Origin of the sequence: Paenibacillus solisilvae, from assembly GCF_042656405.1 — a bacterium.
GTDB classification, from domain to species: Bacteria; Bacillota; Bacilli; order Paenibacillales; family Paenibacillaceae; genus Paenibacillus_Z; species Paenibacillus_Z solisilvae.
Genome location: NZ_JBHSOW010000130.1, coordinates 78818 through 102814 on the forward strand (window position 1 = coordinate 78818; position 23997 = coordinate 102814).

Annotated in this window: 16 protein-coding genes; all 16 read right to left on the minus strand. The window is 51.3% G+C overall.

Annotated features, from left to right (window positions below; genetic code table 11):
- Position 1: 1 nt before the first annotated feature.
- Positions 2–1465: a DUF5060 domain-containing protein gene (locus ACFPYJ_RS31820; protein WP_379192384.1), complete on the minus strand. Its 1464-nt coding sequence runs from the start codon at positions 1463–1465 to the stop codon at positions 2–4.
- Positions 1462–2937, minus strand: a complete 1476-nt coding sequence (locus tag ACFPYJ_RS31825) for a DUF5605 domain-containing protein (protein WP_379192386.1) — start codon at positions 2935–2937, stop codon at positions 1462–1464. The genes ACFPYJ_RS31820 and ACFPYJ_RS31825 overlap by 4 nt, the downstream gene beginning before the upstream one ends.
- Before the next feature lie 301 nt (positions 2938–3238).
- On the minus strand, positions 3239–4603 hold the full coding sequence (locus ACFPYJ_RS31830) for an ABC transporter substrate-binding protein (RefSeq protein ID WP_379192388.1): 1365 nt from the start codon (positions 4601–4603) through the stop codon (positions 3239–3241).
- A 68-nt stretch (positions 4604–4671) separates the two neighbouring features.
- On the minus strand, positions 4672–6054 hold the full coding sequence (locus tag ACFPYJ_RS31835) for an ABC transporter substrate-binding protein (protein ID WP_379192390.1): 1383 nt from the start codon (positions 6052–6054) through the stop codon (positions 4672–4674).
- Between the two features lie 262 nt (positions 6055–6316).
- Positions 6317–7030, minus strand: a complete 714-nt coding sequence (locus tag ACFPYJ_RS31840) for a hypothetical protein (protein WP_379192392.1) — start codon at positions 7028–7030, stop codon at positions 6317–6319.
- Positions 7031–7099: 69 nt separating this feature from the next.
- Positions 7100–7975, minus strand: a complete 876-nt coding sequence (locus ACFPYJ_RS31845) for an ABC transporter ATP-binding protein (protein ID WP_379192394.1) — start codon at positions 7973–7975, stop codon at positions 7100–7102.
- A 1-nt stretch (position 7976) separates the two neighbouring features.
- Positions 7977–10928 (minus strand): ABC transporter permease, encoded by a 2952-nt coding sequence (locus tag ACFPYJ_RS31850; RefSeq protein ID WP_379192396.1) that lies wholly within the window; start codon positions 10926–10928, stop codon positions 7977–7979.
- Positions 10929–10940: 12 nt separating this feature from the next.
- Positions 10941–11972 carry an efflux RND transporter periplasmic adaptor subunit gene (locus ACFPYJ_RS31855; protein ID WP_379192398.1) on the minus strand — a complete coding sequence of 344 codons (1032 nt, stop codon included), beginning with the start codon at positions 11970–11972 and terminating at the stop codon, positions 10941–10943.
- Entirely contained in the window at positions 11956–12663 is a 708-nt protein-coding gene (locus tag ACFPYJ_RS31860; protein ID WP_379192400.1) for an ABC transporter ATP-binding protein, read from the minus strand. Before ACFPYJ_RS31860 ends, ACFPYJ_RS31855 begins: the two co-directional genes overlap by 17 nt.
- Positions 12664–12813: 150 nt before the next feature.
- Positions 12814–13740, minus strand: a complete 927-nt coding sequence (locus tag ACFPYJ_RS31865; protein WP_379192466.1) for a carbohydrate ABC transporter permease — start codon at positions 13738–13740, stop codon at positions 12814–12816.
- Between the two features lie 112 nt (positions 13741–13852).
- The gene (locus tag ACFPYJ_RS31870; RefSeq protein WP_379192402.1) at positions 13853–14719 is read right to left on the minus strand and encodes a carbohydrate ABC transporter permease; all 867 of its coding nucleotides are present in this window, start codon (positions 14717–14719) and stop codon (positions 13853–13855) included.
- Positions 14716–16995: a DUF5696 domain-containing protein gene (locus ACFPYJ_RS31875; protein ID WP_379192404.1), complete on the minus strand. Its 2280-nt coding sequence runs from the start codon at positions 16993–16995 to the stop codon at positions 14716–14718. The genes ACFPYJ_RS31870 and ACFPYJ_RS31875 overlap by 4 nt, the downstream gene beginning before the upstream one ends.
- Positions 16992–19118: a YIP1 family protein gene (locus ACFPYJ_RS31880; protein WP_379192406.1), complete on the minus strand. Its 2127-nt coding sequence runs from the start codon at positions 19116–19118 to the stop codon at positions 16992–16994. The genes ACFPYJ_RS31875 and ACFPYJ_RS31880 overlap by 4 nt, the downstream gene beginning before the upstream one ends.
- Before the next feature lie 25 nt (positions 19119–19143).
- Positions 19144–20043: a carbohydrate ABC transporter permease gene (locus tag ACFPYJ_RS31885; RefSeq protein WP_379192408.1), complete on the minus strand. Its 900-nt coding sequence runs from the start codon at positions 20041–20043 to the stop codon at positions 19144–19146.
- The gene (locus tag ACFPYJ_RS31890; RefSeq protein ID WP_379192410.1) at positions 20043–21020 is read right to left on the minus strand and encodes a carbohydrate ABC transporter permease; all 978 of its coding nucleotides are present in this window, start codon (positions 21018–21020) and stop codon (positions 20043–20045) included. Before ACFPYJ_RS31890 ends, ACFPYJ_RS31885 begins: the two co-directional genes overlap by 1 nt.
- Positions 20983–23997 carry an extracellular solute-binding protein gene (locus ACFPYJ_RS31895; protein WP_379192412.1) on the minus strand — a complete coding sequence of 1005 codons (3015 nt, stop codon included), beginning with the start codon at positions 23995–23997 and terminating at the stop codon, positions 20983–20985. Before ACFPYJ_RS31895 ends, ACFPYJ_RS31890 begins: the two co-directional genes overlap by 38 nt.

Here is a 23997-nt window from a genome sequence, read left to right on the forward strand (position 1 = left end):
TTCACTCTCCCGTTTCTGCGTTTTCAGCCGCAACCCTTTGAATTCTTAATGCATAATAGAGTTTCGCAGGCAAATCGATGCGGAACGATCCTTCTAACCGTTCTCTGATCGGCGTAACCGTCATATTCCATGTGTCGATCAGTTCCGCCTTGTATTTCCCTTCCGGCAGCGAAAACTCGCGGGAAGCGAAACGGTGCGGACCAAAATATTGAAAGTAATGTTCACCGGGAATTTCCAGCGTCGAAGCATCATGGCGGGCGGTGCAGTATTTAATCCCCTCGGGTGATTCCTCCAGCAGCCGTTTCATAAATGCGATCCGCGGGACGCTTTCTCCGTGCAGCGTTCCGCCATGAGACCACCATAAAACAGAATCCGGTCGTGCATAGGTCTCCCCATGCGTCACATAGCCCCCGCGAAACGTCCCTTCCCAAACCCGGCACACCATTTCCTCCGGCGTCAGACTGCCCCACTGTTTATGGATGTTGCCCTCATAGCCGCATTCGTCGACAACGACCGGCTTGGCATAATTCCTCGAGTATGCGGAAACCGCTTTCACATCACTGGTTTGAATGCTGATATGGGTAACCCACGGCTTTCCGTAATCGTAACAAGCTCTGCAATTGTGAATGGATCGTAAATGTCTCCCGTAATCGTAATCCTGAACGATCCGGAAGAAACGGTCCCAATCCTCTTCCGTCTTCTCAGTCATCTGATCGTATTCATTTGCTAGTGACCACCATATGTTGCGGAATGCGGACAGTCTGGCCATGACGTAACGCAGGTACCGTTCATCCTGCTGGGCTGACATCCGGTCGAAGCCCCATCGCCCTTCATCGTAAGGATGGAACAAAATCAGATCCGCCTCGATCCCAAGGTCCGACAGTTCCCCGATTCTTCGCTCCAAATGGGCGAAATAGGACGGATTCATCCGCGACAGGTCGAAGCCCTCCTGCGGCGACCCTTCAAATGGATAGCAGGCGGGTTCGGTATGATTAAACAAATACGTTTTCGGAAACACGCACATTCGAAGCTTGTTGAAAGGGGATGCCTGCAGCGAACGAAGCGTTTTCTCCTGCAGCTCACCGCTTTGCAAATGCCAGACGTAACATGTTGTGCCTACTGGAGAGTAGCGGGTACCGTCCGCATAGTTGAATTTTACCTCGTTCTTGACCCGGACCGGACCGTGATTCCCTTTAGATGGCGGGATAACCTTGAATTCCCCGGTAATTTTATCAAGCGACCTGCAGCTGCTTGAAGTCGAGAAAGTCCATGTCCCTTCCGTCTCCGGCATGAAACGGACTCTGTACGTTCCGCCGCCGTCATAGAAGCCTTCGGATTCATAAACTTGCTCCCCTTGTCTGAACTGGGCGCCGAACCTTATATCGACAAATGGATTGCCTTCTGCCGGACCGTTCAAGCTCAGCTCGAATATTCCCCATCGTTCCACTTCATTCATCATCTTCATGCGCTCTCGCCTCCCCCTGCCCCTGCCCCTGCCAGCTGTGCCGCTTTTCGTATGCGCAGCGCCGTATATGGATTGCCCGGAAGCTCGATCCTGCTTGGTCCGCTGAAGGTTCCGCCAAGCGGAGTGACCGTCATATTCCAGGTATCGATGATCTCGACGGAATACTCCGTCCCCATAGGGAGAGCCAGCTCGTAATAGGCGTGCTGATGACGGCCGAAATAGTTCAAATAATAGTCGCCGTCTTGGGCGGCTTGCGACCAATCGGCGGGACCTTCCTCCATGATCCGGCGCAAGAAAGCCATTCTCTCCGAGCTTTCGCCTTGCAGCGTTCCCCCGGAAGAAATCCAGGCCCGTTTATCCTGATGGGTATACGCTTCTCCGTGGGTAACGTAACCGCCCCTTGTCATCGTTTCCCAGAAGCGGAGTGTCATTTCCTCGCCGGAAATGTTGCCCCATCTTCGGGAGCTGTTGCCTTCATAAGAGATTTCATCGATCACGACCGGCTTACGGTTCGCCATTCTCCACTCCGTCGTCAGCTCGGGATCCCAATGCTGAATGCTTTGATGGGTAATCCATGGCTTTGAGAAATCATAAAGCGGTGAAGATTCATACATTTTGGTGCCGTTGTGGATCGAACGAAGATGCTGGTAAGGATCGCGGCGCTGGACGAATTGAATCAGCCGGTCCCAATCCTCCACCGTCTTGAATTTATTGAAGTCATACTCATTGGATAAGGACCACCAGACGTTGCGGAACGCTGCCAACCGGGCAATGACGTAGCGCAAGTAATACTGATCGGTCTCCCGGTCCATGCTGTCAAAGCCCCAGTCCCCTTTATCGTAGGGGTGGAACAGAATCAGGTCCGCTTCGATGCCAAGCCTGCACAAATCCGCGATACGCCCCTCCAAATGGGCGAAGAACGCCGGATTAAAGCGAGTCCGGTCCGTATCCTCAGGAGTGGTCCCGGTAAAGGCCAGCTGCGGCGGCCTCATGCCGCGGGTCGGAAGTATGCACATCCGAACCTTATTGAAAGGCGAGGACTCGAGCGTTTGCAGTGTCAGTTCTTCATTCCGCTCATCGCCGTGATGGGTCCAGTGGTAGCAGGTCGTGCCGAAAGGCATATACGCCGTGCCGTCTTCATAGGCGAAATGATAGCCGTTCTTCACCCTGACCGGTCCATGATTGCCAAGTGACGGCTGTAAGCAGATAAATTCGCCGTGATGCCCGTCCAGCTCGGGTATGCTGCTTGTCGTTATATAGCACCAGATGCCGATTTCATCGGGCATGAACCGGATGCGGTAAACGCCGTTTCCGTCGTAGAAGCCATCAGGTTCAACAATTCGGTTTTTATACTGAAAGCGGGCGGTTAGATTAACCTCTTGATACGGATTTCCTTCGGACGGCCCGTTTAGGCTGAGCTCGAAAATCCCCCATTTTTCCACACTCGTTGGTTGTTTCAGAAATTCCGTCAAATCAATGAGCACTCCTTTCCGGTTGTAGACGCGCGTTTATAGCCGATAAGAAGCAGCTCCCGCGCGCGATTGCAGGTGCTGCATGCGGGAACCGATGGTTTCATTATACTGCTTCCGATTTCACCGATTATAGGTGGCGGGCACTTATTCTATAGGTGATTCATGCTTTCGCAAGGTTGACGGTTAGCGCCACCCGATAGAGAAATGGGGCGCCGGAAGCGCCCCATTGTGCAAGAATGCGTAAAAACGATACGGCTCGATGTTCAACATAGGTGATATCGATCAATCCCGTGCAATTTGCTTATTGATATTGAGTACCGTCGCCTCCGGCTTCGACAGCCGCTTTCGTTTCCGCAAGCTGCTTGTTGATCATTTCGTTGACGACCCTAAGGGCCGTTGCGCTGTCTTTGGACTGCTCGAAAATATTCGGCTGGAATACCTGCTGCACCGGCGGGTTGATGAATGTAAGACCCGGCTTGCGAGGCGCCGGCATTGCGCTTTTCAAAGCGAATATGCCCGCGGTATGTTTGTCTTTCAGCTGCGGGACATTCTGAGCGAATGCCTCCTGCACCTTCGAATCGTTCAGCGGGCTGATAATCCCCTCTTTTGCTCTAGCTTCCTGGACTTCAGGTGAAAGCAGATATTGAATGACCTGGAAAGCAAGATCCTTGTGCTTCGATTGTTTTGTAATGAACAATCCGTTCACATTGGCCTGATATTTGTTATTCGGCGCTTCCGGAAATACGGGAACCGAGGAAATATCGAAATTGAGGTCCGGATAATCCTGCGACCATTTCAGGACATTCTCGATGACATCCACGGACATCCCCATCTGCCCTTTCGGGAAATCGCCGGTCGTAATGAACTGGTTGCCGGGAATTTCATAGAAACGGCGGATATTGTTTACGATTTTCAACCAGGAATCGGTATCCAAATCGCCTTTGTCTTCATTTGGATCCAGCACGGCCTCGGAAAGCTGATTGTAATACATATAATGGCTCGGATGCTGCTGGTAACCTTTATAGGTGATATCCCCATCCTGACGGGTCAGCTTTTTGGTCAGCTCGTAAGCCTGGTCGTATGTCATGCCGTCCTTCGGATAATCCAAACCATATTTATCGAAAATATCCTTGTTATAGACCAGCACAAAATCGCTCTGCTCAAATGGAAGCGCGTATATTTTGCCGTTCGAAGCCGTTTTGATCCGCTCAAGACTGCCTTGGTCCAGCACGCTTGTATCGAAATTGAATTTTTTGATCAATTCCGACATATCGTACTCCAGGTCGAACTTCTCGATCATCCGGTGCGCATTGCGGTAAGTCTCCTCGAATACGATATCCGGAATCGTACCTTTGGCAATCAAATCCTCATACCGTGTACCGTCGTTCCAATGCACGTGCTTCAGCGTAATATCCGGGAACTTCTTCTTAATGAACTGCCCGATCAGCCGGTCAAAATTCGCTTCATCCTCATAAGTCTTGTTCTGCGCTGTATAAAAAAACAATACGTTATCGTCCGAAGTCGAGCCGGAATTCCCGGTTCCGGTCTCGCTTGTAACTTGGTTTCCACCCTCATTCACGCTTTCGGTGTTCGTATTGTCTGTACAGCCGGTAAGCGCCGAGAATGCCAGGATTGTTAAAAGTGCGTATGCTGCGGTCTTCTTCATTTTCATTAATCCTCCATTTTTAGGTGTAAAGGCCTCTCCGATTTGGAGAGGCCTTCCTACAGAACTCGTCATTGATACGCGGTACCGTCGCCCCCGGCGGCAATAGCCGCTTTTGTTTCTGCAAGCTGTTTGTTAATCATCTCGTTAACAACCCGCAGCGCCGTCGCGCTGTCTTTGGACTGCTCGAAAATATTCGGCTGGAACACCTGCGCTACCGGCGGGTTGATGAATGTCAGGCCCGGTTTGCGCGGCGCCGGCATTGCGCTTTTCAGAGCGAATAATGCTTGAACGTGTTTGTCCTTCATTTGCGGAACGTTCTGAGCGAAAGCCTGCTGGACCGCAGGGACATTCAATGGTCCGATAATGGCTTCTTTCTCCCGTTCAGCCTGCACTTCGTCGGAAAGCAGGTATTGAATAACCTGGAACGCCAGCTCTTTATGCTTGGATTGCTGTGTAATGAACAGTCCGTTCAGGTTCGGCTGATACTTCGAGCCCGAAGCTTCCGGGAATACGGGTACGGACACAAGGTCGAAATTCAAATCCGGAAAATCGGTTGCCCATTTGAGGACGTTCTCCACGACATCCACGGACATCCCCATTTGGCCTTTCGGGAAATCGGACGTTGTGGTGAACTGATTGCCGGGAATTTCATAAAAACGCCGGATGTTGTTTACGATTTTCAGCCAGGTATCTGAATCCATGGCGCCTTTGTCTTCGTTAGGATTGAGTGAAGGCTCGGATATCTGGTTGTACATCATGTAATGACTTGGATGCTGCTGATAGCCTTTATAGGTGATATCCCCATCCTGACGCGTCAGCTTCTTGGCCAATTCGTAAACCTGGTCGTACGTCATGCCGTCCTTCGGATAATCAAGTCCGTACTTATCAAAAATATCTTTGTTATAAGCAAGAACGAAATCGCTCATCTCGAACGGAAGCGAATAGATTTTGCCGTCCGAAGCCGTCTTCACGACTTCCATGCTTGCCGGATCCAATTTACTCGTATCGAAATTGAACTGCTTGATCAGATCGGACATATCGTATTCCATTTTGAACTTCTTGACCATTCTGGAGGTGTTCCGGCGAACCTGCTCGAATACGATATCCGGGATGGTCCCTTTGGCGATCAAATCCTCATAGCGCGTACCGTCGTTCCAGTGCACGTGCTTGATCGTGAGATCCGGAAACTTTTTCTTGATGTACTGTCCAATCAGCCGGTCGAAATTCGCTTCGTCTTCGTAGACCGGGTTTTGCGCAGTGTAGAAAAACAGCGTGTTGTCATCCGAAGTAGTAGCGCCTGTACTTTCATTAGCGGGTGCGTTATTGGTCGTTTCAGGGTTTCCCGCGGTGTTCGGTTCTTCATTAGTAGTATTCGTGTTATTGTTTGTGCAGGCTGCCAGGCTTGTAACGGCAATACCTGCTGCAAGCGCTGAGATGAGTACTTTTTTCATACGTTGTAAGGACCTCCTGTTTTTATTTGACTTACACTGCAACCTTCGGCATAACCGCAAACGCTCGGCCCGACACAATAGAAGCGCTTTCAATGCATCAAACATAAGTTTTCCGTTTTAACGTTTCGGCGTATTCCCCCTCTTTGGAATCTTATCTTATGGGCAATGCGTGACTGCTTAACCTAAAGCTAACATAGCAGCCTGGCGCTTTTATGGGTCTTTTAATCCACCTTTATAGGCTGATACCTTCATCCATCCGTACTTACTTCTCGCCGACCGCCCATTGGACGGCAGAATCGAAGAGCTTCCAGCCGTTGTCGGTCGTATAAATGAGATCCTCCGGTGCCAAATACATAAACACGCGCCGGGCCGGCGCAGCATTGCCGATACCGTTCTTGACGCCCTTGTCGTAAACGGCAATGAGCGCTTTCTTATCGTCATCCGCAGCCGTTGCAATGACGGCGGCATCGCCGGTAGGAACGATAAATTCGAATCCGCCGTTCTCTTTGTATACATCCACACTGCCGCTCAGACCTGATGCTATTGGATGCTTGCTGTCTTTTATGTTCAATTTCGTCCCGAGAACTTTGCCGAAATCGGTGTTTTCCTGCGTCCCCGTCATGTCATTGTAGCTCGTCACTTTAGAAGAAGCGTAAATGACGGGCACGGCCGTATTGTACAGTTTTGTGCCGATATTGCCCGCGCTGCTGATGCTGGAGTTAATATAAACCAGCGAATAGTTTTTTGCTTTTGTATCCGTAATTTCCCGGTCCGTCATTTCGGTCACTTCAAACCCGAGTTTCTTCAAGTGGTCTTTTGTCAGCGTATCGCCGATTGTGTCATTGCCGACATAAACAACCGATTTCTCTTCCGGCGTTTCGTTAGCGGTTGTGGAAGGAGAATTAGAAGAACACGCTGATAATGCGGCAGTCGCCGCCACCAAAGCTGCGAACAAAATAATAAAACGACGTTTCATGGATACGTTTCCCCCAGTTCATAGAATAAGTAACTGCATGATTGATGAAAACTGCCCCCTGGTCCGCCGTTAAGGCATGGGTGGCGATAAGACGATTTTCCCTTCTTCCAGCATGACACGGATCTTATTCTTGCTGCTCATCCCGATCGCTTCCAAATAGGCTTCGGGAATTTGCAGCCGGCCGGCCCTGTCCAGTACAGCGTATTCGATATGCGAGTCTTCCTCAGCCTCAGCGCTCCCCAGCTCGTTCAGCTCTTGCGCATAAGACTTGCGCCTGACCATTTCCGACGACGTTTTGCCGTCGCGGATCGCGACGACGCGGTCCACCTTTTGAGCAAGCTGCGGATCGTGGGTGACAATGACGACCGTCAGACCGAGCGTATGCGATAAATGCCGGAACAAATCGAGAATCTGATTGGCCATGTTCGAGTCGACCGACCCCGTCGGTTCATCCGCGAGCAGCAATTTCGGATGGTTCGCCAGCGCAATGGCGATGGCGACACGCTGCTGTTCACCGCCGGAAAGCTGGCTGAGCCGGTTGCCGCGCCGATGGCTTAAACCGACCGCCTCAAGCAGCTCCAGTGCGCGTTCGCGCTTTCGCCGCCCCTTAAGGAGAATAGGCAGCTCCACGTTTTCCTGCGCTGTCAAATACGGAATGAGATTACGCGCATTGTTCTGCCAGACGAAGCCGACGCTTTCCCGCTTATACTGAACCAGCTCCTGATCCGTTATCTGCAAGAGGTCCTTGCCGTCTACGGTGACCTGTCCAGCTGTTGGCCGGTCAAGTCCACCGAGCACGTTCATCAGCGTTGATTTTCCGCTGCCGCTGTTTCCGATGATCGCCATTAATTCGCCTGCTTCCACCTGCAGGTCGAGCCCCTGCAGAGCGACTACTTCCAATTCGGCCTGCTTATAAATTTTCACTACATTTTCACACCGGATCATCTTAATCCTCCCCCAGCTTAACGGCCTGATGGATACGGATCCGGGACACGGTAAAGCCGAGGATACCGATTCCAAGCACCATCATCGCCGTCACGATCACGTATAACCCAACCTGGTCGCTGGAATTGAACGTCACTTCGAACGGTAAAATTTGCGTCTTCGGATCGAAAGACATTTCGAAGAGCCTCACGAACAGACGGCTCGTCAAATTTCCGGTTAAAACCCCGAGTAATATTGCCGCCCCGGAGATGAGCAGCTGTTCGGCGACCAGCATGCCGAGCAATTGGAAAAACGATATCCCCATCGCCCGGAGAATGCCGAATTGGAGCGTCCGAGCGAGCAGGGAAAGCACCCAGTACAACAAAAACCCGACAAATGTAATGACAATCGAAATCAGGAAATCAAGCGTCATGACACCGTTAATCGCTAGCTGGAACGGGTCGTTGACCGCCGCGATCCGCTCCTGGTTCGCATCCGCAAGCGAAAGGATGTCGTAGCCTTTGCCTGCTATCTCTTGATAGAAACGCTCGCTGGATGAACCCGCCTTCAACTTCAGCCATACTTCATACGGCTCAAGGGAGATGCTGCTCTGGATATAAGAGAGATTACCGATCACCAGATTCGGGATATCCGCCCTGGCGGCGTTCCCTCCATCCTCCGCTGCCGGCTGCGAAGACCCGCCGGCGCCCGGATTCCAGGTCGGCCAATAATCGACGATTCCGTAGACTATAAACTCCGCCGTATTGGCTCCGTACCAGCCGATTTGGATCAAATCACCCGGTTTCAGGCCATGCTGCCGGGCCATCGAGCTGGAAATTAGAACAGCAGTCGGATCAGAGGCGAGCAGGTTTAAATAGGAATTGAACGAATAGTCGAGCAGCCCGTCTCTCAGCCAAGCCGCATTGCCAAACTCATAGGTGTCGATTCCCATCAATTCGATTTTATCCTGTTCCTGCAGCTTCGAACCGCCTGCGTCCTTCCCCTTCGCAGGAGCAGGAGCATAATAGGAGGCGTTTTTCTTGATGAACACCTTGGCTGCATGCTCCACGTCCGGCATCTGCGTAAACGGCAGGAATGATGGCTCGGTGTACTGCGTCTTCTGTGGAGCCGCCTTATTCGATGACGCGGTCTCCCCAGCCGTATCCCCATCTTCGCTATTGGCCCCGCCGGATAATAATATAGGCGGCGCGTCATTATCCCAATGAATTTGCATCGTGATGTCAGCGCCGATCTTGTAATCGATTTTGTCGGCTACATTTTTGTTAATGGTGCGGTTTGCGCTCGCGCTGAAAATACCGGTTGCGATCGTAATGATCATAAACACCATAATGAACTTGAACGAAGCCGACGTCCGTCCGACCTGGATTAACGTATAATAGAGCGACGGCGGCCACCATCGTCTTCCAATCAAATAAATCAAGCGGATGAACCAAGGATAAAGCCGGAGCAGGCATAAGCCCAGCCCCAAAACAAAGAACGCCGGGATGAGAAACAAGAGCGGATCGATCGACATATCCGATGTATTTGCGCCGAGTGAAAGCATCCGGCTCATCCGCGTTTCATAGCTTTGCAAGCCGTACAGCGATATTGCGATCAGAATGAAATCGATATAATACTTGTGCCAGAACGACTGCTTCTGAATGCGTGCCAGCTGCTGCTTATGCGCAACAATGGAGTAACGGGTCGCAAGCAGCACTGGTATCAGCGTCATTACAAGCGATCCTGCCACGGCGATAAGCGCATATTCGAACGCTTCCTTGTTCACCTCGGCATGCAGCTTGGCCCGCTGCACGAACTCCAAAAAACCGCTGGAGGCGCCCAGCACCTTGGTGATCATGACCCCGACATACGGACCGGCGAAAAACGCAATCACGCCAAGCACCAAGCCTTCGATGGTATAGCTGAGTATGATTTGCAAGCGGCTCGCGCCCCTGCTGCGCAGAACGGCGATTTCCGTCTTCTGGCGGTCCGTAATCAAGTTGGCCACCATATACAAGTAAAATCCGAGCATCAGCATGACCGGCACATTCAGCGACAACAGCAGGATCTTGAGCTTCGTTTCCTTCTCCTTGTAGAGGCTGAGGGTCCGTAGAGCCGGCGCATTTTTCGAATACGTGTCGTACTGCCCTTTCATATGAGCGGTAATCCGCCCGTTCTCTGCAATGAAATCCTTCGCCGAACTCAGCGTCATTTTCGTGTAATCGAGGGCAAAGTACCAATAGCTTGCTTTGACGGTCAGCGCATTGCCTTTCGTAAACGACTTATCGAACAAATCCAGATCGATCAGGAAGCTGCTTTTGTAGCCGACCGTGGAATTGTACCAAAACAGATCCGAATAATCGCTTGGTTCGATCACACCGACAGGCTTGACGCGGATCTCCGACTTGACATTGTCGTCTTTAATCGTAAAGACGTTACCGAGAACCAGATTCAACTCCGTCAGCGCGTCTGGAACGACAAGCGCCTCGTATACGCCGCCTTCCGGCTCTTTCTTCGGAAGCCGGCCGTCCTTCAGCTTCACATGCTTCTCCACATCACTGATTGCGGTAAAATTCGCCCAGCGAATCTTATTGACATCCATTCGCTCGGTGTCAGACGGCAAAAAGCTGTAGACAACCGTAGATCTCTCCCGAACGAACTGCTGTACCGGCAGCCCGAAACGGCCGGACGCTTTCTCGCTTAAATAGGCATCCGTGGTGAAGAATCCGGCGTCCTGAGGGTCGTTGCCTGCAGTACCGGGATTATCGGCAGACAGCCAATACGTGCCCGGATACTGTCCGCTGCCGGTCTGCAAATTCTGCAGCTCCTGACTTAGCATTCGCTGCAGAATGGCGTTCGTATAGATCGGCATGCTGCTTGTTAAAGCGACGGTTAAGACGAGGCCGAACAGCAGGCTGAGCTCCAGCCATTTGTTTTTTATCATTTTGCGCAAAATCATAATCAACAGCGCCAATGCGTAAGCCCCCTAACTAGCCAAAATCACTTTTTGCCCTGCGGACAAGCCCTTTCTGATCTCCACCTCGGTATCAGTTACGATTCCTTTCTCCACATCGATCTCTTTACGGCTTTCCCCATCCAGCACCTGCACATAGTCGCGGTCCAAATAGGAGCGCAGCCCCGATCTAGGTATAACCAGCACCTGACTCCGTTTCTCCGTCACGATTGTGATGTCCGCCTGATCGCCGATGTTTACCCCAGGCGGCAGTCCCTGCACGTCGATTACGATCGATTTAGTGTTCCGGGCTTCGATCGCTTGGTTATCGTTTTTCGGCGCCGTTGACGGAATTTGCACCACTTTCCCTTGATAGATTTTGTCCTTTAGCTTGACGCTGACATTCATATTGATTTGAACACCGGCAAGATTGTTCCGGTCTGAAGCTTCATATAGGAGCTTCCTCTCATTAGGGTCTGAAATCGTCACCAATTTCTTGTAGGCCGCAACCTGCTCGCCAAGCTCCATCGGTTCGATATAAGTGACGATGCCGTTGACATTCGATACCAGCCTTGTATGGTCGAGCTGCTTTTTAAGAAGATTCATCTGAATTTGGGCGCTCTCCAGATCGAGCGATTTCGTCTTGACAGACGGATCGTTCTGTCCCTTTTCGGACTTTGCCTGCTGAAGATCGATCTTGATTTTCTCGATGGCGATTTCCTGCAGCTTCACCTCCGCTTCCAGTTCGTCCGTCTCAGTTGAAACCAGAACGTCACCCGCCTTCACCTTGGCGCCCAATTGAACGTTGATCTGTGACAGCCTTCCGCCGGATTCTTTGAAAAACAAATAGTCCATTTTGTCCGATACGAAAGTAGCCACGCCGGTAACCTGTTTTACGATGTCGCCCTTTTTCACTTCCGTCGTCTCAATATTCTGTTTAGCCGGTTTGACGAGCGGCGGCTTCAATTGCTTCTCTTCGGCCGGAAGCAGCGAGCAGCCCGACAGAAACAGCATAACGGCGGATGCGCCGATAACGATCCGGATCCATTTACCTCTCCTCGGCAATTCGACCATCCTCCAATGCATAAACATGATCCACTATTTCCATAATTGCTGCGTCGTGTGTCGTCAAAATAATGGTCAATCCCTCGTACTTAACCAGATCCGTGAACACCTTCATTACCTGAAGCCCCATTTTGCTGTCAAGCTCCGCCGTCGGTTCATCCGATAGAATGAGTGAAGGCTTGTGGGCAATCGCCCTTGCAATCGCGACACGCTGCTGCTCGCCTCCCGACATTTCGAACGGACGGTGCTTCATCCGCTGTTTAAGGCCGACAAGCTCGAGGGCTCTCTCCGCATATTCGCGATGGCAAGCGGCAGGAATTCCTGCGATGCGAAGACCAAACTCGACATTCTCGTATGCCGTCATCATCGGCACAAGGGCAAATGACTGGAAAATCAGCCCGATATCGGTTCGGCGGATCTTATTCCGTTTGTATTCCGTAAGCCCGCCGATTTCCGAATCTTTAAAATGCACCTTACCTTCAGTAGGCCGGTCGAGCGCTCCCAATATATTGATGAGCGTCGTTTTTCCCGAGCCGGATCTCCCTCTGATCGCCACAAGACTCTGCGGCTGAATGGTTAGGCTCGCGCCTTTCAAAACCTGTACGCTGCCAGCGCCGTGTCCGAATACTTTCGTAATTCCATCAGCCTTTACAAGCGGACTCCCGATAAGAGATCGTTCAGCGGTCGTCATTCGCACTCCCCCTCATCTAACACATTTGATCGTTCCGTATGGGTAACACACTCCTTTCCTGCTTGCCATCAGTTCAAATGTATATCGAATGTATGCTTTACTTGTAGGCGGTTTATTTCACATTTGTAGGCTATTTTCACCACTTTTTTCCTATTCGACAAGCCCTGTTCTTTCCACACCCTCAATGAACCAGCGCTGGGCGAACACATAGAGGACGATCGGCGGCAGGATCATCAGGAAGGTTGTAGCCATACTGATCGGCTCGGTGAAGATGGACGGTCCGCTAAGTTCGGCCTGATCCCGGATCATGGACGCAATGCGCGAGATGCCAAGCGAGAGCGGAGGCGTTCCGGCATTGGCCAAATACATGCTCGGTAAGTAGAAGTCGTTCCAGGTCCAAACGAAGGAAAACAGGAATACGACCAGAATTGCCGGCTTGGCCAGCGGCATCATAACTCTGAAGAAGACTTTGTAGACGCTTGCGCCATCGATTCTAGCAGCTTCCTCAAGCTCCTTCGGCTGGGTCGAGAAGAACTGCCGGTAAATGATGATGAACAGCGCGCCTTTAAGCCCAAGCCCGAACAGGGCGGGAACAATGATCGGAATTACCGTATCCAAAACGCCCAGCACTCTGGCGAAGACCAGATTCGGCAGAATCGTTAATTGGAGCGGCACGATAAAGGTGATCAGCAGAAAGAAAAACAGAACCGATTTGAAAGGCACTTTCAGCCTTGCAAAGGCATAGCCGGCAATCGCGCAGGAGCATGTTTGCAGCAATGCCACGGAAACGGACAGCAGCATGCTGAGTCCGAAGGCCTTCGGATATTTGAGCCATTCCCAGGCATCCTGAAGATTGCCGAAATAAATAACCCGCGGAATCCAATTTACCGAAGGGTCCAGCAAATCCGGTCCGTCCTTAACCATGGTCGTGACCATGTGCAGAACCGGCTTTAAGTAAATGTAAGCCGCATCAATCAGAATCAGATAGATGAACACTTTATATAAGAGCCCTTTGTCGGCCTCCCTGCCGAAAATTGAATACCGGACCTTGCTTAACCAACTTACAACAGCGGACATTTCCGTGCGCTTTGGTCCCAAACGCGTGGAAATGTCCGCGCGTTTGGTCCGCAAACCGATCTTGGCCAGCATTTTGTCCATCCTGCTTCACCTCTTTCATCATTTTTGGCCGCTAAGAGGCCATCCGCTGCGATCTCGTCGCCCTGCTGAATAGAATGAAAATAAAACTCAAAAAGACGCTGATGATAATAAAGTAAATCCAGATGAGCGCACTGAACTGCCCGTACTCGCTGTCGCGCACCCGCATAATAATCGGGTTGGTGGGAAACGTGAACAAGTCTACGACCGTATAGATCATGTTCAGGAAAATAAACGGCGTCATCGCCGGAAGCGTAATCTTCCAAAAAGTCGCCCACGGTCCCGCCCCGTCGATACGCGCCGCCTCATACGCCGAATTGGAAATCGTCTGGCGTCCGCCCAGGAAGATCAGAATTTGAACCCCGGAGTACCATAATATCAAGACGAAGGAATCAAGTATCCATATGAGCGGATTCGCCCACGTCCCTGGCAAGTTCCCGCTGATCAGTCCGGACACGTTAAATTTGGACATAAAGCCGAGGGCGCCTTCGCCCTGCGTCAGCAGCTCGCTGACGACCTGTCCCGTGGACAAAATGACCGGCAGGAAGAAAATGGCGCGGAACAGCGAACGGCCGACAAATTTCTGGTTCAAGACAATCGCGATCAGCAAAGCGAATATGACGATAACTGGAACCATAAACAACGTCTTCTGGAGGAACGGGATCAAATCGTTATACAGCAGGCTGCCGTCCTCCAGCAATATATCTTTGTAATGCTTCAGCCCGACGTAAGAGCTTGTCATCCCCGTCGCCACCACATTTACTTTGCGGAAGCTCATGTATAGGGAAAATCCGAGCGGAAAGCCCATGAACATCAGAAAGCCGATAAACCAGGGAGCTATGAATATCGTCCCTTCGACATATTCCATCATGGCCGCTTTGAGTTTTGTCGCTTTATTCATGGCTTCGCCGCCTCCTTGTCCAAGAGGATGAAGTTTTTCGCCGGGACTTCCAAATCGCCGTATCGATAAGGCTCCGTATTGTAATTGACGATAATCCGCTTGCCGCGCTCATATTCCGTTTCCTTCACATTGTGGTCGAGCGTCCTGTGTGCGACGATGAATTGGTCCTGCACGTCGCCAAGCGTTTCGTTGAAGCGTTTATACTCTTCCGCCGCATACGAGGTCCAGTCTGAAAACTTCGTGCTGTAGAAACGGATGCCGTAAGCGCTCAGGAAATCGCTTGTGTCCGCATGGGTAAACACGAAAGAAGGGACGGCTCCGTATTCGATTTCCCGCAAAAAGCCGTTGCCGTTCTCATCCCGGTTGTTCGAATAATCAAACGAATACGTAATCAAGCCATGCGTCGCGATTTGCGCGAACGGTACCGCCTCGTCCGCGAACAAATCGTAAGAATAGTCCGATACCATATTTTGAATATGGTGAACGTAAGGCAATGCATAGAAATTCGACCTTAAGCCCTGCACGCCGCCCAATTTGCTCTGAATGGTTTTCAGGATATCGACTTGAACATCCTTCGCTTCATCCCGTGACGATCCGTATTTAGTATTATAATCGCTGAACAGTTCCTGTCCCGTGCGGCCCACGACAAGGCCGTCGATGCCCAGCTTCCTGTAACCTTCCATGTCGCCTTCGACCGATTTCAAATTGAATTTATCGCTTACCGCAGAAACATTATCCTCGTTGTACGGCATGCGTACATCGATGGTTTGACCGGCCAAATTCGTCACGGCGGCAAATTTCTTCTCAAATCCTCCCGCGCCGGTATTGTTCAAGGCGTATTCTGTATCCAGATATACCGGAACGCCCAGGCTGTGGGCATAGTCGACGAACGACTTCATTCCTTCGTCGCCGCCGATGCTGGGATCGGCCGGCAGCGTTCGCCCGTATTCGCTGTAGCCCCCCTTCTGCCATCCCGTATACGTGACAGACATGTTCGCAATTCCAAGCTCGTGCAGCGTTTTCACCATTTGCTCCGCTTCCGAGGTCGTTGTGCCCTTGATGTACCGGCTGGCCAAGGTTCCCTTCTCTTGATCGCCGCCGACAACGGTCAAGTAAAGCGGTACGCCGGAAGTTCCGGCATCCATCTTCTTCAGCCCTTTTTCTTCCATTAAATACTGACGGTACCGCTCTGCCATCCCGACATAATCCGAATTCGCCTTGTCAAGAATGTAGTACCGGACGACCCGGTCGCCGCCGAACAGCTCATCCCGGTTAAAATCAACGAAACCGGAGTCTGCGAAATTTTTCCTTGTATATTGAAGGAAGCTCGACCTGAAGTTCATCTGTGCCGTTATCCAGTTGTAATTGCTGAATACGCCCGATGGCGACGCAACGATGCTGGCATACGCCTCGCCGTCATTCAGGACGGCAAGAAACCCTTTATTGCCGGATTTCATTCCGAAGACTGGCATTGAAACCGGATTCCGGTTGTTGTCGAGTCCCTGATAGACCATATCCGATCCGTACACGCTCTCGTCGTACACCTTGTTGACATTCAGCTCGTTATCCTTGAAATTGATGAGCGCCCCCGGTCCGTCCGGGATAAACAAATAGCCTTCCTGTCCATCCGTATGGGTCGCGCCGAAAAACGGATACAGCCTGACCCAGATGAGTCCCAGCTTGTTCTCCTTAGTGCCTTCCCGAATAATTTTCGTCTCTACGTAATCGCCGTCGATGGTAACCTGAACCGGTATGGTAAAGCCCGCCTCAGGAAGCTCGAACGTCAGTTGAAAACCTCCGGGAATCGTCTTCAAGTCCTTAATGCGGTCGACGCCAGGGGTAAAGCTCAATTCCTTCGGATTCAGGATCGGTTCCGAGAAATCGACGTACTGAATCATAATTGGAGAGGCCAGATGCTGTTTCCAGGTCTTGGATATCTTTTCCTTCGACCAATACTTAGGATCAGGATAGGAATAATAAACCTCATTGTCTCTCTTGTCCTCCATAATAAAATGGCCGGTTGCGGCATTCATCTTCAGGCGGAGAACATCCGACTCCGCAACCTTGCTGAAGCCGCTCAAATCGGGCAGTGTGGGATTTTTATCGGTTTGAACGGGACTAGGGCCGTTATCGGTCGACACCGGCGCCGCATCCACCGTCGTTTTCCAAGTAAATCGAGTATTGGCGGCAATCAGAATAACGGCAATAACAATCAGGACGGCTGCGATTACGGCGGGCAGAGACCGTTTAGTGAGCAGCAATTTGATCCACTTCATCGCAAAGTCACCTCCTGGAAGATTTCATATAGGAAGGAGAACAAATCGCTTGTAAGTCCAACCGTAATAAAGAGAAGAATACCGATGACAATCATCGTTACCAGGGTCAGCCCAATATTGATGAGCGTTTCGCCGACGCTGTAATTGTGAATCCACTGCGTATTCCAGAACATCAGCAGGCCGATCCAAATGACAAGGCCTTCGGAAATGAAATTGTAAACCGACGATTCCGATAAGGTCATGACGTTCGACAGCATGGCAAGCGGAATGCCGATCAGGATGTATGGAACAAGTGCGTAAGCGCTTCCTATAAAGATATCCCGGAACCTGCCCTCACCCCGGTAGATCGAGCTGACCAAATAATTCGCAATGACCCACATGATCCACACGACGAAAAACTGAGTAAATACATTGTATACGTTGACAAAATGAACGAGTTGAAACGAGAAGCTGGTGACGTATTCGCGAATCAAGAGGGCGGAATAAGTCCCGGCGATAATAATCGCTGCGCTCCAATACGTTCCTTTGCCTTCATACCGGATGGCGGTGAATCCGTCGACCGGATGGCGGAGGATATAGAACGCATGCTTGAAATGGGTAATGAGCGGGTTTTGCGAACGTTCCCGGCTGCGCCACTTGGCCTTTAACCGCTTCGTTACGCTCCACTTCTCCATCGCAACCATGAGGAAAATGCCTACCAATATAAGACTGGCGATCCATGAAAAGTTTTTCTGGAACCACACCAACCGGATTTGCCAATAGGATTCGGAAAATCCATCTTGATCTCCCGCAGCTTTAAACAGCCTTTTCGCTTCGGCGAACTGCTCCTTTTTGAATGCCGCCTGCGCCAGGCCTTGAATCGCCGGGGTGAAATCGGCGTTCAGCCGGAGCACCTCCTGCCACAGCTTCTCGCTATCCTCATAGAAGCCCGACAAGGTCAGCTTGTTTGCTTCAACAACCTTCTGCCCAAATTCCGACATCCGGAATTTCTGAATAATATTTTCCTGATCGTCCAGGACGAACAATTCATTCTTGGAGTTGAAATCGAGCGCAACCGGGCTTTTCATGAGCCCGATCTGAGAGGTGCCCGCAGCGGACGGTCCGCCCCAGAAGTAGAGCAAATTTCCATTGCCGTCGTAATGGCTTATATATTTGAACTGCTGGTCGACAACTGCGATATTGCCGTCGCTGTCGACTGCAACATCGATCAGCTGCGGGGTCTTGACGGCCGTTGGCGCGAGCCCTCTCGTATCGAACGGACGGTATTCCCCGAACGAGCCCTGCAAGCTTCGCAGCATGTTGTCCCCGCGGGAGTTCAATTTCTTCAGCTGGTTGCTGGAAATCGATCCTCCGGTAACCGTGTAGATGAACCCGTTGTTGTCGCTTGCCAGACTGTTGATTGTTTCCGGCCTTTTCAGCACTTCTCTGGCGTACATTTTCTCGGTATACAGCCATCGTTTTAAAGCATCCATGGCGGACAGCACCGTTTGGTTTGTCCCGAAATACCCTTGAAGATTGCCGTTTGGATCGAGCACTAGCAGTCCCTCATAACTCCCTTGCGAAGCGACATACAGAAATCCGCGCTCGTCGACGATCAGCTTAACCGGTGTAAAGACGAACGTGTCGGAAATAAATTGCGATTGCGGTTTAATGAATTCCTTGACGAGCTTTCCGCCCTGATCCAATTTGACGATTCTCCGGTTGCCTGTATCGGCGACGAAAATTTCACCCTCCTTGGTGACGAACACCCCTTCGGGCTTGTTGAGCGGACTTTCCGCAACGGTTATGAAGCGGACGAGTTTGCCGCTGCCGTCCAGCTGTACGATCCGGTTGTTTCCCGTATCCGCGATGTATATCTGGTTTTTGTCATCAATAAAAATGTCTTTCGGATGAGACATGGACGATACCGTCTTCACCGATGGATCGTTCGGATCGGTCATATACAGATCTTCTCCGATGACATCGATTGGAATGTAGGCTGGCTGCAGCCATACAAGATTCCCGGTGCTGTTCTTCGTGAACGTGTCGTACTTGACGTCGGCCTTAGCTGTCAGTGGAAGTAGTGCGGTGCTCAAGATGATCAGCGAAAGGAACAACCACAGCCCGCCGCGTTTATATTTCATGCTTTAGACCTCCGTTTGCTCCGCATCACTTGATGCCTGAGTGAGCCATGGTTGTGATGACCTTGCTCTGAAAGAGCAGGAAAATGATAAGATTCGGCAGGAACATGATCAGCCCGGCTGCAGCTGCTGCACCTTGCCTTGCCACATTATTGGCCATATTGGATGTCAATGTGGAAATAAAGAATGGAAATGTCTTCATGGTCTCATCCTGCATAAAGAGGCTTGACGTTTCCGTATTTCCCCATGCGTCCTGAAAGGCGATGATGCTGATCGTCGCCACCGCGGGCATACAGATCGGAATGACGATCTTCAGAAAGATGGTAAATTCCTTCGCTCCGTCCATCTTGGCCGCATCCAGCAATTCATTCGGAAGCTGGTCGATAAACTGCTTCATCAGGAACACGCCGACCGGTACGGCAACCATTGGGAGAATATGCCCGAAATAAGTGTCCATGACGCCCAAATGGCTGACGACCAAATACCTTGGAATCGCGACCGTTTCCGGGGCGAACAGCAGCGTCACAAGAATAGAACCGAATACGATCCGGTGTCCGGGAAATTTATGCTTGGAGATCGGATATGCGCACATCGCGCTTACACCCGTGACGAGCACGACAGTCAGAATGGCCACGAACACGCTGTTGAAAATATATCGGGACATCGGAATCGCCGAGTTTTTCGTAATCGCCCACAATTCGATGAAATTTTGCATCGATGGATTTCGCACCCACAGCGTCGGAGGATAGGTGAACAGCTCCTGGTAAGGCTTGAGGGCGTTATTAAAAATGTACACGAGCGGCATCAGCATAAAAATACTGAGAAGAATGAGCAGTAACGCCGATATCTTTTCCGTTGGAGTCAGTCGGAACGGCTTTGATTTTCTCTTCCAAAGCCATGAAATCCGAATCGCTGACGTCGTTTTCATCATTCATCCTCCTTCGTTCCGAACAAACTCCAACAAAATTTGTTGGCTACATACATCAAGAGCAAGAGGAAGACGGATAAAGCCGTAGCGTAACCGAGTTCCATGCGGATAAAGCCGTAATCGTTAATATGGTTGACGATCAAATGCCCTGAGTATTCCGGCGTCGGGTTCATGCCGGAAAGCTGGCTGCCGATTCCCCCTGCCTTAAACGTGCCGACAATAGCCATTACCGCGCCGAACAGCATCTGCGGCTTCATCGACGGAATCGTAATGTACCATATTTCCTCCAGGCGGCTTCGGATTCCGTCCAGCTTGCCGGCTTCATACAGCTCGGAGTTCACGTTCAGAATACCGGCCAGCATGGCCAGGAAACCGATTCCCATGCTGGACCACAAGGTGACGACAATCATCGAGGTCATCAAATATTCCTTGCTCGTTACCCACAATTGCGGATCACTGATCAAGCCGAGCTTAAGCAGGAAGCTGTTCAGATAACCGATGCGGTCCCCGGAGAGCATCGGCTGCCAAACGATGGCCATCGCGATCCCCCCCGTCAGAGACGGGGAGTACATCGCCAGCGCAAACCATTTGCGCGACGTTCGCGGCAGGATCGAGATCAGCCAGGCAAGGAAAAACGCAGCCATATAACCGCCGGGACCGACGATGACGGAGAATTTGAATGTATTGGGCAGTGCGTATTTGATAAAGAGCAGGTCCTGTGAAATCATGTACCGGAAATTGTCCCATCCGACAAATCGCGGCGGCTGCAGCGAGTTGAAATACGTAAAGCTGAGACAAAAGGCGGCGACAACCGGTATCATGATAAAAAGAATAAAGCAGATCATAAATGGCGTGATGAATAGATAAGAAATGCGGTAGGACCAAATCATCTTGAGGAGCGTCTGCGTCTTGCGCGCCGTATTATAGGCAGCAGTTGCATCAAGGCTGTTTATCGGCTTCGATTCCGCTTTTAACATACGGCTCCACTCCTTTCCAAGGTTCCGTCACCACCGGCAAATTTAATGATTTGACGGTTTTGCCGTTTGCGTCGATGAATTTAAATTCCTGTAATTTCCGGGTCATCTCCCGCTCGATGTCCTTGACGGCGGTCTCCAGCGAGCTTCGGGGATTGATGCCGTCCAGTACGGAACGATTCCATGCGTTTTGCAGCTCACGGGCCAAATAGTAGGAGCCGGGGACGTTCGGAACTTCCTTAAACCATCTCCACTGCTCCAGAATGCTGGCCGAATCTTCCGCTTTCCACGGGAGTGTCATAAACGCTTCGATATTGGAGGTATTCCAACGGAAAGCTTGTCCGTTCAGCATCTCGATATCGTTGCCGAACCTCTCCTGCGCCTTGGCGGATGTCCACCATTTTAGAAATTCCCAGCCTTCGTTCGCCATTTTCGTGTTTTTGAATATGACGCCGCTTTGGACGCCGCCGCTCATCCAGCGGGCAACAGTACCGTCTGCCTGCATCTTGCCCGGTATCGGAGCTATACCCCAGAGTCCGTTCAATTCCGGTGCGGCAACCATCAGCTGAATGTATGCGGTTATATCGGATATTCCCATTGGGACAGTGCCGCTGCGGAACGATTGGAAGAAGCTGGCTAACTGCTGGTCCGCCGCATGAACGTTGTACAGATCCGTCCACTCTTTAAAACCTTGAAACCCTTTCGGCGTTGTCAAAGCGGTCTTCAATCCGTCCTGCTCAAAAAATTCGGCGCCGTTCTGATAGAAGAACGCGGCGTTAGAAACCGGCGGCAAATTCAAGTTGTTCTGCTGCAGCGTTGGAAGCATCTTATAGACGTCATCCCATGTATTTGGAACCTTCAGTCCCAAACGATTCAAGATATCCTTGCGGTAGTACAGCATTTCGAACGTTTGCGTTTCCGGTACGCCGTAATAACCCCCGTTGTAATAGAACGGAATCCATGTCCCGGGAGCAAACCGCTCATACATTTGATTGAAATCGGGGAATTTCTTCAGGTCGTACAACCCGCCCCTGACGGCATATTCAAACGGCAAATCCTGCGATAATCCAAGCGCGACGTCCGGCGCAATTCCGGCTGCATTCATGAGAACGAGCTGGTCTGAGCTCGGCAGCAGATTCACTTTGACCTTGATCCCCGATTCCGGGGTAAACATTTCATCGGCCAGCTGCTGAATCAGATTGACGTAATCCCTTCCCCGCTGCACCCAAACGTTCAGTTCTCCTTTATCCCCGTTGCCCAGCTTAGCCTTGGGCTTAAAGGTATACAGAAAGTCGAATAAGCCTCCTTTAAACTCCTGGAAAAAGCTTGCCTCCATCTTCGGAACATCTTCGTTTGACGGGACGATGTACAAACGGTCGAGCTGCAGAGGCTGCGTGCTTAGCTGCTGCAAATAATCGGCGAGCTTGCCCTGCATGCTCGTCAGCTTGTCGGCTTCATAAGCAATATGGTTGATGTTGCCCAGAAGCTCCTGCATATCCTTCTCGACGGTCGCCATCCCCTGCGTCAGGGCATCCGATCTGCCGTTCACGGACACTAGACGTTCCTCAACTTCGCGGAGCCGATCGTAAAGGCCGCGGAATTGGGTTACAAAATCGGGCAAATCGCGTTCGATGTTCCACGTCCGGTTCGGGTCCACGGCTCCGCCGGTGAGCGCGCCGATATCAAGCACCCGATCCTTCAGTCCGGATATAATATTGTCCAAATCGACCATAATCGGCTTCAGAGGAGCTTGTGTTACGCGCATTGTCAGCGTGTTCGTACCCTTCTTCAGCTCGAATTCATACGGCTCGCCATTCTCGTTCTGGAGCGTAGTTCCTTGCCAGCCGGTCGCGTAAGGAAACCGGTAAGCTTTCATTTCTGAGAACGGCACTTGCCCGTTGACGGAAATGGCCCTGAATGTCGAACGGTTCGATGAATAGGATTGCTGGAAGCGCATCGCGATTTTATACAAGCCGTTTTCCGGAACGTCGAAGGTCCATGACACTTCTTGATTGCCTGTCGACCAGCGCTCCCCGTTAATTGCGTTATAGATTACTTTCCCTCTTTCGTAAGGGGTGGAGGCGACGTCGTTATCGTAAGAAAGCGAGATGGAAGAATCGTTCTTCCAGGCCGCCTTCTCCGCCTCGATCTCGACCGGATCGCCGGATACGGCCGCCGCTTTCCCTGTCCGCTTGCTTGCGACGGTTTTATAATCGTCGATTGGGTCCGGGGCTTGCAGCTTGATTGACTCGATGGCAAGCGGATCGCTGCCCGACAGCCGCAGCACATGCTTGCCAGCCGTTAAATGCCACAGCAGCGGACTTTCGTAAGTGCCTCCCGAATCCCGCAGCTGGGCGCTCATCCAGTCGCTGACATCCTGTGAAGGCGGGCGGATTTCATCGCCGTATTGATCCTTCTTAGGCGGCATTTCGTCCTGCCATTTACGGTACAGTTGAACCGATCTGGATTCCAAATAGGGGCTTGTCTGATCGAACATAAGATTCAGCGTGATCGGCTTGCGGTATTTTTCTCCGATGAATGGATGATAGGAAATGTCGATCGCATATAAGCCTTCCTGTTCGACATTGATATCATATTCAATCCATTCGTCGGATTTCGCTCCCCATACGAGCACGTTGTCTTTGTTTTCGTAAGATCCAACCGTCGTATTCGCGTTCTCCGATTTCCCGGAGTACGCCGGTCCTTGGACCGTTATTTGACCGTGCTCCGCAGAGATTCCCTTTTGCTTCCACTGCTCAAGCACTTCGGAATAAAAGGGCTCACCGCTACCCGCTGACTTACCCCCGCTGTCGCCTTTGAGATCGGCTTCGACCGCTTGAGGCAGTGCGTCATCCTTCGTTACGGAAGCGTTCTCGCCCGGCGTTTTGGGTAATGCGTAGCCATGCATGGCCGTGCCGAACAGAAACAACAAAACCATCACGATTCCGATCCGATGCCGGGACCGCAAAAACGTTTTCAC

Bases quoted from the DNA above. Each gene is read 5' to 3' on its own strand.
- ACFPYJ_RS31875 (WP_379192404.1), bottom strand. From the start codon at position 16,995: ATGAAGTGGATCAAATTGCTGCTCACTAAACGGTCTCTGCCCGCCGTA.
- ACFPYJ_RS31830 (WP_379192388.1), bottom strand. From the start codon at position 4,603: ATGAAGAAGACCGCAGCATACGCACTTTTAACAATCCTGGCATTCTCG.
- ACFPYJ_RS31880 (WP_379192406.1), bottom strand. From the start codon at position 19,118: ATGAAATATAAACGCGGCGGGCTGTGGTTGTTCCTTTCGCTGATCATC.
- ACFPYJ_RS31865 (WP_379192466.1), bottom strand. From the start codon at position 13,740: ATGTCCGCTGTTGTAAGTTGGTTAAGCAAGGTCCGGTATTCAATTTTC.
- ACFPYJ_RS31885 (WP_379192408.1), bottom strand. From the start codon at position 20,043: ATGAAAACGACGTCAGCGATTCGGATTTCATGGCTTTGGAAGAGAAAA.
- ACFPYJ_RS31840 (WP_379192392.1), bottom strand. From the start codon at position 7,030: ATGAAACGTCGTTTTATTATTTTGTTCGCAGCTTTGGTGGCGGCGACT.
- ACFPYJ_RS31890 (WP_379192410.1), bottom strand. From the start codon at position 21,020: ATGTTAAAAGCGGAATCGAAGCCGATAAACAGCCTTGATGCAACTGCT.
- ACFPYJ_RS31860 (WP_379192400.1), bottom strand. From the start codon at position 12,663: ATGACGACCGCTGAACGATCTCTTATCGGGAGTCCGCTTGTAAAGGCT.
- ACFPYJ_RS31870 (WP_379192402.1), bottom strand. From the start codon at position 14,719: ATGAATAAAGCGACAAAACTCAAAGCGGCCATGATGGAATATGTCGAA.
- ACFPYJ_RS31835 (WP_379192390.1), bottom strand. From the start codon at position 6,054: ATGAAAAAAGTACTCATCTCAGCGCTTGCAGCAGGTATTGCCGTTACA.
- ACFPYJ_RS31820 (WP_379192384.1), bottom strand. From the start codon at position 1,465: ATGAAGATGATGAATGAAGTGGAACGATGGGGAATATTCGAGCTGAGC.
- ACFPYJ_RS31845 (WP_379192394.1), bottom strand. From the start codon at position 7,975: ATGATCCGGTGTGAAAATGTAGTGAAAATTTATAAGCAGGCCGAATTG.